Origin of the sequence: Pontimicrobium sp. IMCC45349 (assembly GCF_047219225.1) — a bacterium.
Classification (GTDB): domain Bacteria; phylum Bacteroidota; class Bacteroidia; order Flavobacteriales; family Flavobacteriaceae; genus IMCC45349.
The window spans coordinates 2,578,163-2,592,901 of the sequence record NZ_CP178208.1 but is presented as its reverse complement, the minus strand read 5'-3'; the positions used below and the strand labels follow the sequence as shown (position 1 = coordinate 2,592,901).

Sequence of the window (14,739 nt, the reverse complement as noted above, 5' to 3'; positions counted from 1 at the left end):
ATTAATGATTTTTGAATTATGTTTTATTAGTTTTTACGTTAAGCTATTCTTAAAGGTTTTTATATGTTTGCAAAAAAGTTTGAATATGAAATTATTCTCAAGTAAAGTTTTATCTGGTTTCGGGAAAAAGAAAAAGGTTGTTAACATTCAAGATACTAATTACACTGATACTATTATCAAATCTATAAGTGAAAAAGCTATCGCCATTTCTGAAGAAAATGTAATGTATGCTGCTGCAAAAGAATTAGGTGGCTATTACTACTTTAAAACAATAGTTGTTGGTAGGTTTAAAATAAAAACTTTTAAAGGTGCGACTTTGACTGTAAAAGGACAAAACCAAGAGTTTGTTTTAAAAACAGATATGGATGAGTTTGAATCGGATTATTCAGAAATACCAAACACCTTCGTTACTAGTATAGATTTTCAGATTGAAAAAGGAGATATAAAAAAACTACAACCCAACTTAATAAACAGCTTAACTTTAAAAGCTAAAAAACATGAAATTGTATTTAAACCTGTAAAGGATTAATTTGCAACTTCACTAATAAATTTGATACGATACAAGCGTAATTCTTCGTCATCGTAATCACCATCAAATTCATCAATTGCTACATCAATTTTATCGGTTTCAGATTCCATAAAATAGTCATGAATTTCTTCTTGCTGATCTTCATCTAAAATTTCATCAATCCAATAACTAATATTAAGTTTAGTTCCAGAATATACAATAGCTTCCATTTCTTTAACAAAATCTGGCATTTCCATACCTTTTGCAGAAGCTATATCATCAAGCGGCAATTTTCTGTCTATATTTTGAATAATATATAGTTTTAAACCTGAGTTAGAACCTGTTGATTTTACAACCATGTCCTCTAATCTTTCTATATTATTCTCTTCAACATATTTTGAAATTAGACTCACAAAATCTTTACCATACTTTTTTGCTTTACCTTCTCCCACTCCATGAACATTGGATAATTCATTTAGATTAATTGGATACTTAAGAGCCATATCTTCTAGAGAAGGATCTTGAAAAATCACAAATGGTGGTACGCCTAATTTTTTAGCATTTTTTTTACGTAAATCTTTAAGCATTTTCATTAAAGTTTCGTCTGCAGATGCTCCACCTCCTTTTGCCGCTGTAATAATACCATCATTACTAGCTTCATCATAAATATGATCTTCTGCCATCATAAACGACGTTGGCGACTTTGTAAAGTTTTCTCCATCAGGAGTTACTTTTAAAACGCCATATGTTTCGATATCCTTACGTAATAAACCAGCAACTAAAACTTGCCTTATCAATGCCATCCAAAACTTATCGTCTTTTTCTTTACCAACACCAAAAAATGGTTGTGTATCTGTACGATGTGATTTAATAAGTGCGTTTTCTTTACCAATAATAACATTTACTAAATCTTTACTCTTATACTTAGCATTAGTTTTTCCTACCACATCAATTAAAACAGCCACTTGTTCTTTTGCTTCGACTTGTTTTTTAGGGTTTCGAACGTTATCATCCATATCGCCACCTTCTCCTGTTTCTGTATCAAATTCTTCTCCAAAATAATGAAGAATGAATTTACGTCTTGATATAGAGGTTTCTGCAAACGCAACTACTTCTTGTAATAATGCATGACCTATTTCTTGCTCAGCCACAGGCTTACCAGACATAAACTTCTCTAATTTTTCTATGTCTTTATATGAATAATAAGCTAAACAGTGTCCTTCGCCTCCATCTCTTCCTGCACGACCTGTTTCTTGGTAATAACTTTCGATACTTTTAGGAATATCATGGTGAATTACAAACCTAACATCTGGTTTATCGATTCCCATTCCAAAAGCAATAGTAGCCACAACTACATCTACATCTTCCATTAAAAACATGTCTTGATGTTTAGCTCTTGTTTTAGCATCTAAACCGGCATGATAAGGCACTGCCTTTACACCATTAACCTGCAATACTTGCGCTAATTCTTCTACGCGTTTTCTACTCAAACAATAAACAATTCCAGATTTTCCAGCATTTTGTCTTACAAAACGAATAATATCTGCATCTACTTGCTTTGTTTTTGGTCTAATCTCGTAATAAAGATTAGGTCTATTAAATGAAGCTTTAAATGTTGTAGCATCAGTAATACCTAGATTTTTAAGAATATCTTCCTGAACTTTTGGTGTTGCAGTTGCAGTTAATCCAATCATTGGAATATTATCACCAATACGTTTTATAATATGTCTTAAGTTTCTATACTCTGGTCTAAAATCGTGTCCCCATTCACTAATACAGTGTGCTTCATCAATTGCCATAAAAGAAATTGTTTGTGCTCTTAAAAACTCAACATTTTCTTCTTTGGTTAATGATTCTGGTGCTACATACAAAAGTTTTGTAATACCATTTTCAATATCTGCCTTAACTCTTTTTACTTCAGTTTTATTAAGTGAAGAGTTTAAAACGTGTGCAATTCCTTCTTCGTTTGATACACCTCTAATAGCATCAACTTGATTTTTCATTAATGCAATAAGAGGAGACACAACTATTGCTGTTCCCTCTTTCATTAATGCTGGTAATTGATAACATAACGATTTTCCTCCACCAGTTGGCATAATCACAAAAGTATTTTGATTAGCCAAAATGCTTTTAATCACTTGTTCTTGAAGCCCTTTAAAAGTGCTAAAGCCAAAATATTTTTTTAAAGACTCTTGTAGTTCGGTTGTACTAATACTCATTAATCCCTCAATTAGTATATTTTTCTTTTACTAAAATAAATAAAATGCTAATAAATTTGTTCAAATTATGATTTATTTAGCATCACTCCTATTTTTTTTCGTTTTTTTGTAGTGTTTTTTAAAGATATAGATTCTTTATCAAATTTAAATGTAAAAAATAGATATTTTGAGTACTACAAATTCAATTATAAAGATAGCAAAAGAAACCATAACATTAGAAAGTAATGCTATTGCAAATTTATCCAACTTAATAGATAAAGATTTTGCTGATGCCATCGAGCTTATTTATAACTCTAAAGGACGTGTTATAATAACTGGAATTGGTAAAAGTGCAATTATTGCAAATAAAATTGTTGCTACGCTAAATTCTACTGGAACACCTTCTGTTTTTATGCATGCAGCTGATGCCATACATGGTGATTTAGGTTTAATTCTAGAAGACGATGTCGTAATTTGTATTTCTAAAAGTGGTAATACACCAGAAATTAAAGTTTTGGTGCCACTTATCAAGAATGCTAAAAATAAAATGATAGCAATTACTTCCAATACGGAGTCATTTTTAGGTCAACAAGCAGATTATATCTTAAACGCTTATGTAGAAAAAGAAGCTTGCCCAAATAATTTAGCACCTACAACTAGTACAACAGCACAATTAGTTATTGGTGATGCCTTAGCAGTTTGTTTACTTGAGTTAAGAGGTTTTTCTAGTAAGGATTTTGCAAAATATCATCCAGGAGGTGCCTTAGGGAAGAAATTATATTTAAGAGTGAACGATTTATCCTCTCAAAATGAAAAACCTGAAGTGTCACCAAATACAAATATAAAAGATGTAATTGTTGAAATTTCTGAAAAACGTCTTGGTGTTACTGCAGTAACAGAAAACAAAAAGATAATTGGTATTATTACTGATGGTGATTTAAGACGAATGCTTGCCAAATCTGATGATTTCACCAACTTAGTAGCATCAGACATTATGAGTCCTAATCCAAAACGTATTGACGAAAATGCTATGGCTGTTGATGCTATGGAAACAATGGAAGAAAATGGTATTTCTCAATTATTGGTTGAAGGTAATGGAAATTACGCTGGTGTAGTACACGTACATGATTTAATAAAAGAAGGCATTATATAATGGGAAAGAACGTAAACGAAATGTCTTTTTTAGACCATCTTGAAGATTTAAGGTGGCATTTAATTAGAGCTACTGGCTCAGTGGTTCTTGTGGGAACTTTTGCTTTTATATTTAGTAGATCCATTTTTAAGTATATAATATTTGCTCCTCTAGACATGAGCTTTCCTACATATAGTTTTTTATGTAAAGCTTCACAGTTTTTAGGTGTTGATACTTCTTTTTGTAATGAAGAGCTACCAATGATTATTCAAAGTAGAACCATGGCTGGTCAGTTTTCAGCAGATATATGGACTTCTATTTTTGCTGGATTTATTATTGCTTTTCCATATGTGATATATCAAATGTGGAAATTTATTAGCCCAGGAATGAGAGATAACGAGCGAAAACATTCAAGAGGGTTTATCATTATTTCATCTTTACTGTTTTTTACAGGAGTACTTTTTGGATACTATATAGTATGTCCTCTATCAATAAATTTCTTAGCAAATTATAATATTTCTGAAGTTGTAGATAATCAAATTGATATTAGTTCATATATAGCATTAGTAAGATCAACAGCTTTAGCATCAGGTTTGGTTTTTGAACTGCCTATAATTATTTATTTTTTAACTAAAGTTGGACTTGCAACTCCACAAGGATTAAAAAAATACCGCAAATATGCATTAGTAATTGTTTTAATTTTATCAGCAATTATTACACCTCCAGATATTGCGAGTCAAATAATAGTAGCTATTCCTATTTTAATATTATATCAAGTAAGTATATTTATTTCAAAAATTGTTCTAAAAAATCAAAAGAAAAAAGCGTTAAAAAATGGCTGATATCGTAAACGAATTTAATGAGTATCGTGCTAAAATGAACGATAAGATTTTAGCAGATAACAATAAGATAATTAAAAGAATATTTAATCTTGACACTAATGCGTTTCAAGAAGGTGCTTTAGACAGAAAAACCAAAGAACTTTTAGGTTTAGTAGCTTCTACTGTATTACGTTGTGATGACTGCGTAAAATACCACCTTGAAGCTTCATATAATGAAGGAATCACAAAAGAAGAAATTGCAGAAACACTTAGTATTGGTACTTTAATTGGAGGTACTATTGTTATTCCTCATCTAAGACGTGCCTATGAATATTGGGAAGCGTTAGAGAAAAATAAAGGTTAATAATTCTATAAAATAAGTTGCGCAAATACATAGTAAATATGATTTTACTATTTTTAGCGTTCATAAAGAAGATATGATATTAAGAGCTGATAATTTAATGAAGTCCTATAGTGGACGAAAAGTAGTAAAAGATGTTTCGTTAGAAGTAAAACAAGGAGAAATTGTTGGGTTACTTGGACCAAATGGTGCTGGAAAAACAACATCTTTCTATATGATTGTTGGTCTTATTAAACCTAATGGTGGTACTATTTATTTAGATAATAAAGAAATTACCAACTACCCAATGTATAAGCGTGCACAGAGTGGTATTGGCTACTTAGCACAAGAAGCTTCTGTGTTTAGAAAACTAAGTATTGAAGATAATATTTTAAGTGTTTTACAACTTACCAAGCTATCTAAAAAAGAGCAATTACATAAAATGGAATCGCTTATTGAAGAGTTTAGTTTAGGTCATATTCGTAAAAGTAGAGGTGACTTATTATCTGGTGGAGAACGTCGTCGTACAGAAATTGCACGTGCACTTGCTACTGACCCAAGTTTTATATTACTAGATGAACCTTTTGCTGGAGTAGATCCTGTAGCTGTAGAAGATATTCAACGTATTGTAGCAAAACTTACTAAAAAGAATATTGGTATTCTTATTACAGATCATAACGTCCAAGAAACACTTGCTATTACCGACAGAACCTACTTAATGTTTGAAGGTAGCATTCTAAAAGCTGGAAAACCTGAAGACCTTGCTGCCGATGAAATGGTACGTAAAGTATACTTAGGTCAAAACTTCGAGCTTCGTAAAAAGAAATTGGAGTTTTAATTTACACCGTTTCCGTGTATGGTTTCGTTGCGATTGTAGTAAGTTAGCAAATAAAGAGGAGCCTATTGTTCAGAAGCGATAGGAATTTCCGAGCAATGAACTATACAAGTTGTTGTAAGTAGTACTTTAGATTTTGTTTCTTGTAGCTTCAGGAATATATTTTAAATCACTATCATCAGCTGATTTCCATTTAATATGTAATCTATCTAGATAACCAACTTTCAAAACTGTATAGAAAACACCTGAATCATTAATTTCATTTATTCTGAACATAAAAACTCTAGATAGTTTTAAATGATTAAGTACGGCATTTGGATGAAAAGCATAATTAACATAATCGTGATGTGATTTTGCACTTGGATAAACTATGAAATCAGAATTGTCATTACCATAAAGATATCTGTTAGCTAAAAAGGATGAAAGCCAATAAGGCTTATTTTCATACATAAAAACATCATTAATAAACTTCCTTAAGCTATCCATATGATTTGACAGTTCTCCTTCATGTAATTTTTGATTTAGTTTATAATTATAATCACGTTCTTTGATATACTCACTCCATGAGTTACTTTCTGGTGTATCATTAGACATTAATAAATTAAAAATTAATTCTGATTTTGTGTCTAATTCCCAAACACCTAGAAACCCTTCTGAACCATTTTCAATTTCTACTTCGTTTAGAGCAGCTGGGGCAGTATTAGAACAATAGAAAACAGATGTGTTTTTTAAATTTGCTCTTCCATTGTCACTACAATATGAAGGTGGAGGAAAAGAGAAATTTTGAATTAAAGTGGAATCTTCCTTTTGCATTTCACTTCTCCGTTGTATTCTTGCTCTATAAAAGAAATTGTTTTCGTTTTTTGAAAAAATTGTGTGAGATGTATTACCTAAAACATAGGGCAAAATTTTGGCTTGGTCAAAGTAAGCTTTTCGCAATTCCTCAAAAGAAAGGTTTCTAAAATCGAGTTCCTTTAAACTTTGTAAATTTTTTTTATAATTTTCTAAAGATGGAAAATCGTTTAAACTTAATCCAATTTTATTATTTACCATTTATGAAAATTGAGTGAGTTGAGTATTACTTACAACTTAGAAGTATAGATAATGAGACATTCTAACTATCTAATCATCTATTTCATACCTTTTTTATGTTCACGTTCAGCAATTAGTTTCTTTTGGTAACGTCCTTGAACTACATCTACAATTACTAAAACAGCTAATACAAAATAGAATGTTGTTTTACTCATTGGTACAATTTCGTTTCCAAATAGTTTTATATGTGCTAAATGACCACCTTCGGTCACTAACATAATACCAACTATAAAAAGTATAAACAAACCAAGTACTTCGTACATTCTATTTTTAGCTAAGAATGTAGAAATTCTGTTAGCCAATACCAACATTAACAGACCACTCGCTACAATAGCAATAGCCATAATTATAAATGCTGTGGTTGAGTTTTCTATATCGCTTGTTAACCCAATTGCTGCTAAAATAGAATCAAACGAAAATACTAAATTCATTAATACGATGCTAGCAACTACAGCGTTAGATGATTTACTATGACTATTTGTATCGCCTTCTAAATATTCATCTAAATGTTTAATAGAAATCATATGCCATATTTCTTTTATGGCTGTATATATGATAAATCCACCTCCAGCTAACACTATTAAACTATGACCATTAAATGCGAAATGTGCATACTCACCTATTCCTCCTGTTAAAAATGAAAACGGTTCTTGGAAATAGTCAATAATAGATACTAATACAAATAGTAATACAATTCTAAGTGCTATGGCAATCAAGATACCAACCTTTCTAACACGTTTTTGGTCAGATTCTGGTGCCTTTTTGGATTCTAGTGAGATGTATAATAAGTTGTCAAAACCTAATACTGCTTGTAACATTACAAGCATTAATAATGTAAAAATACTTTCTAACATAAGATTACTTTCTATTTAAAAGTGATAAGATTATATACGTTAATATGATAAGTGGAATACCTGCAAATTGGAAGATAACCAATAATACTACAGCTAAAATAATTAATAAATAACGTGCCGAATTATCTTTAAAAGACCAATTTTTAAACTTAAGAGCTAATAGTTTAATATTAGCATTTAACAAATAGCAACTTAATATGGTTATAGCTATTAAAAACCATTTATTAAGAATAATAGCATTCATTAAATCACTGTTTTGATATTCTAAAATTAATGGCAATGATAATATTAATAATGTATTTGCAGGTGTTGGAACACCAATAAACGAATCGGTTTGATTAGTTGAAATATTAAACTTTGCCAACCTATAAGCTGAACCTAAAGTAATAAGTAATCCAAAAAATGGAAGGAAAACTACGGAATCAATTGCAAAAGCATAATCTACAGTTTTATTCACTCCAATTGATGACCACTCATCTAAAGATAAACCTAACAAATTAAACATAACTAATCCAGGAACTAAACCACTAGTTACCATATCTGCTAATGAATCAAGTTGCAAACCTAGTTCACTTTGCACTTTTAATTTACGCGCTAATAAGCCATCAAAAAAATCGAAAAATATGCCTAAAAACACAAACAAAGCTGTAAGCTTCATATTTCCGTGTACAGCAAAAATAACAGCAACACTTCCGCAAAATAAATTTAAAAGTGTTACAAAATTGGGTATCTGTTTTTTCAAACTAAAGATTTTAATTTCAGTAAAAATAATAAACTATTTTCGTCTAATATATTTTAAATACAATATCTATAAAAAATTAGAGTTTATTAGTTGAATTATTGATATTTGTAAAAAAATTTGTTTTTGAAAAAATACACTTTTGCATTGCTAGTTTTATGTGCAACTATTATGTCTGCACAAACCACCAGAAAATACTCCAATGAGTTTATGAATATAGGTGTTGACGCAGCAGCTCTTGGTATGAGTAACGCTGTTGTAGCACATAGTAACGATGTAAATTCTGGATATTGGAATCCTGCTGGTTTAGTAAACCTTGAGGATAGTCAAATGGCATTAATGCACTCAAGCTATTTTGCAAACATAGCCAATTATAACTATGCTGCTTTTGCGATGCCTTTAGATGACAGAAGTGCTGTTGGATTATCACTTATTAGATTTGGTGTAGATGACATACTAGACACAACACAACTTATTGATGAGCAAGGAAATGTAAACTACGACAGAATTAATTTATTTTCGGCTGTTGATTATGGTTTAACCTTTTCTTATTCGAGAAGACTTCCTGTTCCTGGTTGGAATTATGGTGTCAACGCTAAAGTTATTAGACGTATTATTGGTGATTTTGCTTCATCTTGGGGATTTGGTTTAGATGTAGGTATTCAATTTGAAAGTGATAACAACTGGAAATTTGGATTAATGGCAAGAGATATTACAACAACTTTTAATGCTTGGGCTATTGATGAAGGTAAACTAGCAACTATACAAGATGCTATTGAAGGTCAAAACCAAGAAACTCCAGAAGGAACCGAATTAACTTTACCAAAACTACAATTAGGTGTTTCTAAATTTTACGAATTTCATTACGATTATACTTTACGCGCAGAATTTGATTTAATTGTTCGTTTTGAAGAAAATAACGATATTATCTCTACATCTTTTGCCAGTTTTAATCCTGCTTTAGGATTTGAATTTGGTTATACTGACCTAGTGTTTTTAAGAGCAGGTTTAGGTAATTTTCAAAATGAATTACAAATTGACAATAACGAGAAACTTACTTTTCAACCAAACTTTGGATTAGGATTTAAGTACAATGGTATTCAAATAGACTATGCTTTTACAGATATTGGAGATCAAAGTGCAGCTCTTTATTCAAATGTATTTTCTGTAAAGTTAGATTTTAGTATTTTTAGATAGTACAAAATTACTTATGAAACTAAAACTACTTGTCTTCTCATTTTTATCTTCCTTTCTATTTAGCAATGCTCAAGTAACATTAGCACCAGATGCAGAAATAAGTGTACTAACCATTGGTCCTGGAACTATGCTAAATGATGCCTTTGGACATAGTGCGTTTAGAGTTAAAGACAAAGCTTTTAATAGAGATTTAGTTTTTGATTATGGTCGCTTCGATTTTGACACACCCAGTTTTTATCTAGAATTTGCTCAAGGAAAACTTAATTATAAAATAGGATTATCATACTATAAAGATTTTTACGCAAATTATGTTGCCCAACAAAGAAGTATTAAAGAACAAGTTTTAAACCTTAACCAAGAAGAAAGACAAGCACTATTCGATTTTCTAACAAATAATATAAAGCCAGAAAACAAATATTACTTATACGATTTCTTTTATGATAATTGTGCTACCAAAATAAAAGATGTAGTTAATGTGGTTACAAATAACAATGTTACTTACCATACTCCTGAAAATTTTCAACAAGAAACTTTTAGAGCGCTTATTCAAAATGAGCTTAACTATAACTCTTGGGGAAGTGTAGGGATTGATATTGCTTTAGGCTCAATAATTGATAAAAAAGCTACGCCAGAAGATCATATGTTTTTACCAAAAAACATTCACTCTTTTTTTAGTTCTGCTACTTTTAAAAACGACAGTTCAAAACTTATAAAAGAAGAAAAATTAATTTTTGACGCACCAAAAAAAGACAATAAGAGCACTTTTATTACTTCTCCTCTTTTTGTTTTCCTGATACTATCATTAGGCATATTGTTTATTACTTACAAAGACAAAAAGACCAACACAAAATCTACTTATTTAGACATTTTTATTTTTACAATAACAGGCTTAATTGGTATTGGTTTACTGCTTTTATGGTTTGCTACTAACCATACAGCTACAGGGTTTAACTACAATTTATTATGGGCTTTTGCTTTAAACATATTTGTAATCAAACAAGTTTTAAGCAAAACACCAAAACAATGGTTTATTAAATATTTAAAACTATTAGTAATTATGCTTTGCCTAATGACATTACATTGGACTATTGGCGTACAAGTTTTTGCTCCAGCATTAATCCCTTTACTAGTAGCACTAATGGTTAGATACCTTTATTTAATAAGTTATTATAATAAATAAACTCTTTATTGCCCTCTATAGTACAATACTGTACTTATTGTTTTTACAATAATATTTATATCAAGAAAGAAACTTCTATGCTTTATATAGTATAAATCATATTGCAACTTTTCTAAACTATCTTCTATAGATGCACCATATCTAGAGTTCACCTGAGCCCAACCAGAAAGCCCTGGTTTTATAGTATGTCTAGTTTCGTAAAATGGAATTACTTGAGATAACTCTTTAACAAAAAATGGACGCTCTGGTCGAGGACCAATAATACTCATATCTCCTCTTAAAACATTAATAAACTGAGGTATTTCGTCTAGCCTAGTATTTCTTAAAATACGTCCAAATGAGGTAACTCTAACATCATTCTTTTGTGCCCATTTGGCACCATTGGACTCTGCATGTGTAACCATTGTTCGATATTTTATTATCTTAAATGGTTTTCCATTTTTACCTACACGCTCTTGTGTATAAAACAATGGTCCCTTGTTTCCTATTAGATTTCCTATAATAATAAATGGAACAAAAATCAACCCAAAAACCAACCCAATTATGGAGCAAATAATATCCATCAAACGATGAAAAAACATATATAATTTGTTCTGATTACTCCTACTAAAAGGGAAATATCTATAAAAGTCTTTACCAACAAATTGCACTGGAACACGTTTTGTAATTTCTTCAAATACTTGTGTGTACTCTCTTATAATAAAACCACGTTCAAGCAATGCAGTAAGTTGGTTATAAATATTTGGAGTAATCCTATCTGGATTATATATAGCTACAACAATTTCTGAAATATTCTCTTTACTAATAACTGAGCTTAAATCTTTAGAATCGAATTCCTTTAAACCTGTAAATGTTATTTTATTATTAGAGTCTTCACAATCAACAAAACCATGTATTTTATAGTTTGGATCATAGGTACTAATAGTTTTAACTATATTTTCAATATTAGAAACTTCTCCAATAAGAAGTACTCTCTTATAAAAACGCGGTGACGATATTAGTGTAGTATAAGCTAATCGCCATAAAAACATAGCTGCTATTATGGTTAAATAAAAATAGACTACTTGTATCCTCTTTTCTGGTAAAAAAGGAGTAATTACTGGTGTTAACAAGTAGAAGAGAACAGTTATTGACGCTGTTAAAACTATGTTTTTAAACGTAACATCCAATTGGCTAGAAGCCTTTAAATCATAAAGCTCGAAAATAGTTCCGAAAATGGTTAAGTAAAAAACTAAAACCAAAGACCAAAGCCAGTTCTCCTTTGTAATAGTAAAATAATCAAATGTAAAAACCGAACTAACAAAATATAAACCTACTAAAACTGAGCATATATCCAGAATACGTAATAAAACTTTACGTTCAGACACTTCAAAATGCATTCCTTTTTTTGAGCTCATGTTGGTTAGGTTATTAGCAAGGTATAAAGATAACAACTCAGTGCAAGTAAAAAAATAAAAACAGATGAATAGATTATTAACAACTAAGTAAATCCTTAATCATTTAATAACCTTATCCATTGTTTTTTAACCACTTGCCAATCAAATAAATCTACTTTTTGTTTTGCAGCATGGACAATTTGCTCTCTTAACTGAACATCATTTAACAAACGTTCAATTTCATTTACCATAGCACTCACATCATTTGGGTTTAGGGTTAATCCATTTTCATTATGAGAAATTAAATACGGAATGCCTCCAACATTAGTAGATACTACTGGAAGTCCTAAAGCCATAGCTTCAATTACGCTTACTGGCATATTATCAAAATTAGTAGTATTGATAAAGACATTGTAATCTTTAGAAATAGATATCCATTCCTTTTTAGATAATTTCCCTGTAAACGTTACCTCAACTCCTATTGAGTTAGCAAACGCTTTTGTTTTAATTAAACTACCATCTTTGTCTGGACCAACCATACATAAAGATGCTTTATAACCTAATTTCAGTAATTCCTGCAGTACTTTTACTGCCATTTTAGGGTTATAAATATTTGCAAATGACCTTACCCAAAGTAAATTAATCTCTTGATAATTTCTTTTTTCTTCAAACTTATAATTTTGAATCTCTATAGTATTTGGAATATAAACTACATTGCTAAAGCCTTCATCATGAAAACGTTCTTTTAAAAACAATGAAGGAGATACATTTTTGTAAGCATTTTTAAATATTAACTTACTTAAAAATTTTGATTTTGATATTCTATCAGGCAAATTTCCACCATGTAATATTGGGATATACTTTACCTTAAATAACCTTGAGAGTTGACTTATAACTATAGCATAATAAAAATTAGATGTACTATAGGTGTCTATTAAAATATAATCAACCTTTTTATAAACTTTGAAAAAAGTTATGATCATATCAATAAGGCGATTTACCTTGCTTTTTTTACTAGAAGTTAGCGTTATATTAAACCCTTCACTCTCAAGCAACCTACTTAATGTTTCAATAGTAGTAATATTAGAATTACTATGCTTTAAGTTGTTTCCTACGTATAGAAGGCTTATCATAACGAATATTTAATAATGACAAAGAGTATATAAATGCAGGTGCTGCAATACGCATTGCTGAATGGTTTATTGTAGCAAACCAAAAACAAAGAAACGCATAAAAAAACAAATTCCCTTTATGCTGCGTTCTATAATCTAGCGGTTTAAATATCAATATCAACAAAATAAGAACACCCATGAGTCCATGCTCAGACAATAACCTACTAATTTCATTGTGTGAAGCTACAATACCTCCTTCTAATTCAAGTCTAAATTGCTTCATACCACTAGCTCCTACACCTACAAAAGGATGTTGAAAAAAACCTTCTAACTCACCAACAAATAAATCTACTCTTCCTGTTGAAATATCTTCTTTAACCTCTCCTTTAGCATCTTGATTTGAGTATCTTTTATCAATTAATCCCTCTGTTTGATTAGAACTTGTAATCCAAGTAGCAATACCAACAAAGCAGAATAAAACAAAGGTCAGTAATATATTTTGCTTTTGCCTGTATGATGACTTTGCATACAACAACCATAAAAACGCACCTATCATAATTATAGCTGCTAAAACACCTCCTCTACTAAATGTAACAATGGCTCTAAAAGCTATAGCTCCTAATACAGCAGCATTAAAAACCTTTAAAAATAACGTTGGTGACTTCATGAAAAAACGTACTGTAAATGCAAACATGCCAATACCCAACATTGTAGATACTTGATTAGGTCCAAAACCACCAGAAGCAGCAAAATTAGAACCTGTTCCTGTTAAGACAGATTTTAAACTTGGAGTATATAAAAACAAATATGTAGTCATTGAGACAACTGGTAAGCTTAAATACACCAAAACATTAAGCATTTTTTCTATGTGTATTTTTTTATCATAAAAAAACAATGCTGCTACACCCAAACATACTGGTCCGCTTAGCACAAAAGCCACACTCTTTCTAAAATTTAAATCATAACCTAAATTTGTGGATGCAACAACTACTGCTGGAACTAATAGAATTAAATAAATAAAGTATGGATATCCTTTACCTGAAATACCTCTATAAAACATTCCAAAGAGCGCAAAGAAAATCACAAAATACTTGGACGACTCATAAAAAATCCCACCTCCTGTCATTCTAAACAAAACTTCGGAACCCACTATATAAGCACAGGCCAACAGTATATTATAGGTTTTTTGCTTAATTGGTGAAATTATTATCTGTACTAAAAAATAACCTATAACTGCAAGAAAAAATATTCTAGAAAAAGAACCTATAGAGTATATAAGCACGCCAATAACAATGTGCATAATTACTAAAGCTATATAGTTTTCTTTTAAATTCATTAAACAGTTAGTCTATTAA

At 30.3% G+C, this 14,739-nt stretch carries 14 protein-coding genes; 7 read left to right on the top strand and 7 right to left on the bottom strand.

The window, feature by feature from the left end; genetic code table 11:
* Positions 1–85: 85 nt before the first annotated feature.
* Positions 86–529 carry a hypothetical protein gene (locus ACLII3_RS12100; protein ID WP_412984495.1) on the top strand — a complete coding sequence of 148 codons (444 nt, stop codon included), beginning with the start codon at positions 86–88 and terminating at the stop codon, positions 527–529.
* Here ACLII3_RS12100 and recQ read toward each other — a convergent pair.
* Positions 526–2,727, bottom strand: a complete 2,202-nt coding sequence (gene recQ / locus ACLII3_RS12095) for a DNA helicase RecQ (RefSeq protein WP_412984494.1) — start codon at positions 2,725–2,727, stop codon at positions 526–528. The genes ACLII3_RS12100 and recQ overlap by 4 nt on opposite strands.
* 166 nt (positions 2,728–2,893) lie before the next feature.
* On the opposite strand from recQ, the gene ACLII3_RS12090 reads away from it, so the two are divergent.
* From ACLII3_RS12090 to lptB, 4 genes are all read left to right on the top strand, one after another.
* Positions 2,894–3,859 carry a KpsF/GutQ family sugar-phosphate isomerase gene (locus tag ACLII3_RS12090; RefSeq protein ID WP_412984493.1) on the top strand — a complete coding sequence of 322 codons (966 nt, stop codon included), beginning with the start codon at positions 2,894–2,896 and terminating at the stop codon, positions 3,857–3,859.
* Positions 3,859–4,680 (top strand): twin-arginine translocase subunit TatC, encoded by an 822-nt coding sequence (tatC, locus tag ACLII3_RS12085; protein ID WP_412984492.1) that lies wholly within the window; start codon positions 3,859–3,861, stop codon positions 4,678–4,680. Before ACLII3_RS12090 ends, tatC begins: the two co-directional genes overlap by 1 nt.
* A complete protein-coding gene (locus tag ACLII3_RS12080; protein ID WP_412984491.1) occupies positions 4,673–5,023 on the top strand; it encodes a carboxymuconolactone decarboxylase family protein in 351 nt (116 codons plus the stop codon). Before tatC ends, ACLII3_RS12080 begins: the two co-directional genes overlap by 8 nt.
* A 73-nt stretch (positions 5,024–5,096) precedes the next feature.
* Positions 5,097–5,837 carry an LPS export ABC transporter ATP-binding protein gene (lptB, locus tag ACLII3_RS12075; protein ID WP_412984490.1) on the top strand — a complete coding sequence of 247 codons (741 nt, stop codon included), beginning with the start codon at positions 5,097–5,099 and terminating at the stop codon, positions 5,835–5,837.
* A gap of 126 nt (positions 5,838–5,963) precedes the next feature.
* On the opposite strand, the gene ACLII3_RS12070 is transcribed toward lptB, so the two are convergent.
* From ACLII3_RS12070 to ACLII3_RS12060, 3 genes are all read right to left on the bottom strand, one after another.
* Positions 5,964–6,887 (bottom strand): hypothetical protein, encoded by a 924-nt coding sequence (locus ACLII3_RS12070; protein ID WP_412984489.1) that lies wholly within the window; start codon positions 6,885–6,887, stop codon positions 5,964–5,966.
* A gap of 77 nt (positions 6,888–6,964) precedes the next feature.
* A complete protein-coding gene (locus ACLII3_RS12065) occupies positions 6,965–7,780 on the bottom strand; it encodes a TerC family protein (protein ID WP_412984488.1) in 816 nt (271 codons plus the stop codon).
* Between the two features lie 4 nt (positions 7,781–7,784).
* Complete coding sequence (locus tag ACLII3_RS12060; RefSeq protein WP_412984487.1) at positions 7,785–8,522, bottom strand: CDP-alcohol phosphatidyltransferase family protein; 738 nt, start codon at positions 8,520–8,522, stop codon at positions 7,785–7,787.
* Positions 8,523–8,690: 168 nt separating this feature from the next.
* On the opposite strand from ACLII3_RS12060, the gene ACLII3_RS12055 reads away from it, so the two are divergent.
* Positions 8,691–9,716, top strand: coding sequence for a PorV/PorQ family protein (locus ACLII3_RS12055; protein ID WP_412987916.1), 1,026 nt, complete (start codon positions 8,691–8,693; stop codon positions 9,714–9,716).
* Positions 9,717–9,729: 13 nt separating this feature from the next.
* Positions 9,730–10,896: a DUF4105 domain-containing protein gene (locus tag ACLII3_RS12050; RefSeq protein WP_412984486.1), complete on the top strand. Its 1,167-nt coding sequence runs from the start codon at positions 9,730–9,732 to the stop codon at positions 10,894–10,896.
* A gap of 5 nt (positions 10,897–10,901) precedes the next feature.
* Here ACLII3_RS12050 and ACLII3_RS12045 read toward each other — a convergent pair whose 3' ends face one another.
* From ACLII3_RS12045 to ACLII3_RS12035, 3 genes are all read right to left on the bottom strand, one after another.
* Complete coding sequence (locus tag ACLII3_RS12045; RefSeq protein WP_412984485.1) at positions 10,902–12,293, bottom strand: sugar transferase; 1,392 nt, start codon at positions 12,291–12,293, stop codon at positions 10,902–10,904.
* A gap of 95 nt (positions 12,294–12,388) precedes the next feature.
* Positions 12,389–13,405 carry a glycosyltransferase family 4 protein gene (locus tag ACLII3_RS12040; protein ID WP_412984484.1) on the bottom strand — a complete coding sequence of 339 codons (1,017 nt, stop codon included), beginning with the start codon at positions 13,403–13,405 and terminating at the stop codon, positions 12,389–12,391.
* On the bottom strand, positions 13,365–14,720 hold the full coding sequence (locus ACLII3_RS12035) for an O-antigen ligase family protein (RefSeq protein ID WP_412984483.1): 1,356 nt from the start codon (positions 14,718–14,720) through the stop codon (positions 13,365–13,367). The genes ACLII3_RS12040 and ACLII3_RS12035 overlap by 41 nt, the downstream gene beginning before the upstream one ends.
* Positions 14,721–14,739 lie beyond the last annotated feature (19 nt).

Bases quoted from the DNA above. Each gene is read 5' to 3' on its own strand.
- ACLII3_RS12045 (WP_412984485.1), bottom strand. From the start codon at position 12,293: ATGAGCTCAAAAAAAGGAATGCATTTTGAAGTGTCTGAACGTAAAGTT.
- ACLII3_RS12040 (WP_412984484.1), bottom strand. From the start codon at position 13,405: ATGATAAGCCTTCTATACGTAGGAAACAACTTAAAGCATAGTAATTCT.
- ACLII3_RS12055 (WP_412987916.1), top strand. From the start codon at position 8,691: ATGTCTGCACAAACCACCAGAAAATACTCCAATGAGTTTATGAATATA.
- ACLII3_RS12070 (WP_412984489.1), bottom strand. From the start codon at position 6,887: ATGGTAAATAATAAAATTGGATTAAGTTTAAACGATTTTCCATCTTTA.
- ACLII3_RS12050 (WP_412984486.1), top strand. From the start codon at position 9,730: ATGAAACTAAAACTACTTGTCTTCTCATTTTTATCTTCCTTTCTATTT.
- lptB (WP_412984490.1), top strand. From the start codon at position 5,097: ATGATATTAAGAGCTGATAATTTAATGAAGTCCTATAGTGGACGAAAA.
- ACLII3_RS12080 (WP_412984491.1), top strand. From the start codon at position 4,673: ATGGCTGATATCGTAAACGAATTTAATGAGTATCGTGCTAAAATGAAC.
- ACLII3_RS12065 (WP_412984488.1), bottom strand. From the start codon at position 7,780: ATGTTAGAAAGTATTTTTACATTATTAATGCTTGTAATGTTACAAGCA.
- recQ (WP_412984494.1), bottom strand. From the start codon at position 2,727: ATGAGTATTAGTACAACCGAACTACAAGAGTCTTTAAAAAAATATTTT.
- tatC (WP_412984492.1), top strand. From the start codon at position 3,859: ATGGGAAAGAACGTAAACGAAATGTCTTTTTTAGACCATCTTGAAGAT.
- ACLII3_RS12035 (WP_412984483.1), bottom strand. From the start codon at position 14,720: ATGAATTTAAAAGAAAACTATATAGCTTTAGTAATTATGCACATTGTT.
- ACLII3_RS12100 (WP_412984495.1), top strand. From the start codon at position 86: ATGAAATTATTCTCAAGTAAAGTTTTATCTGGTTTCGGGAAAAAGAAA.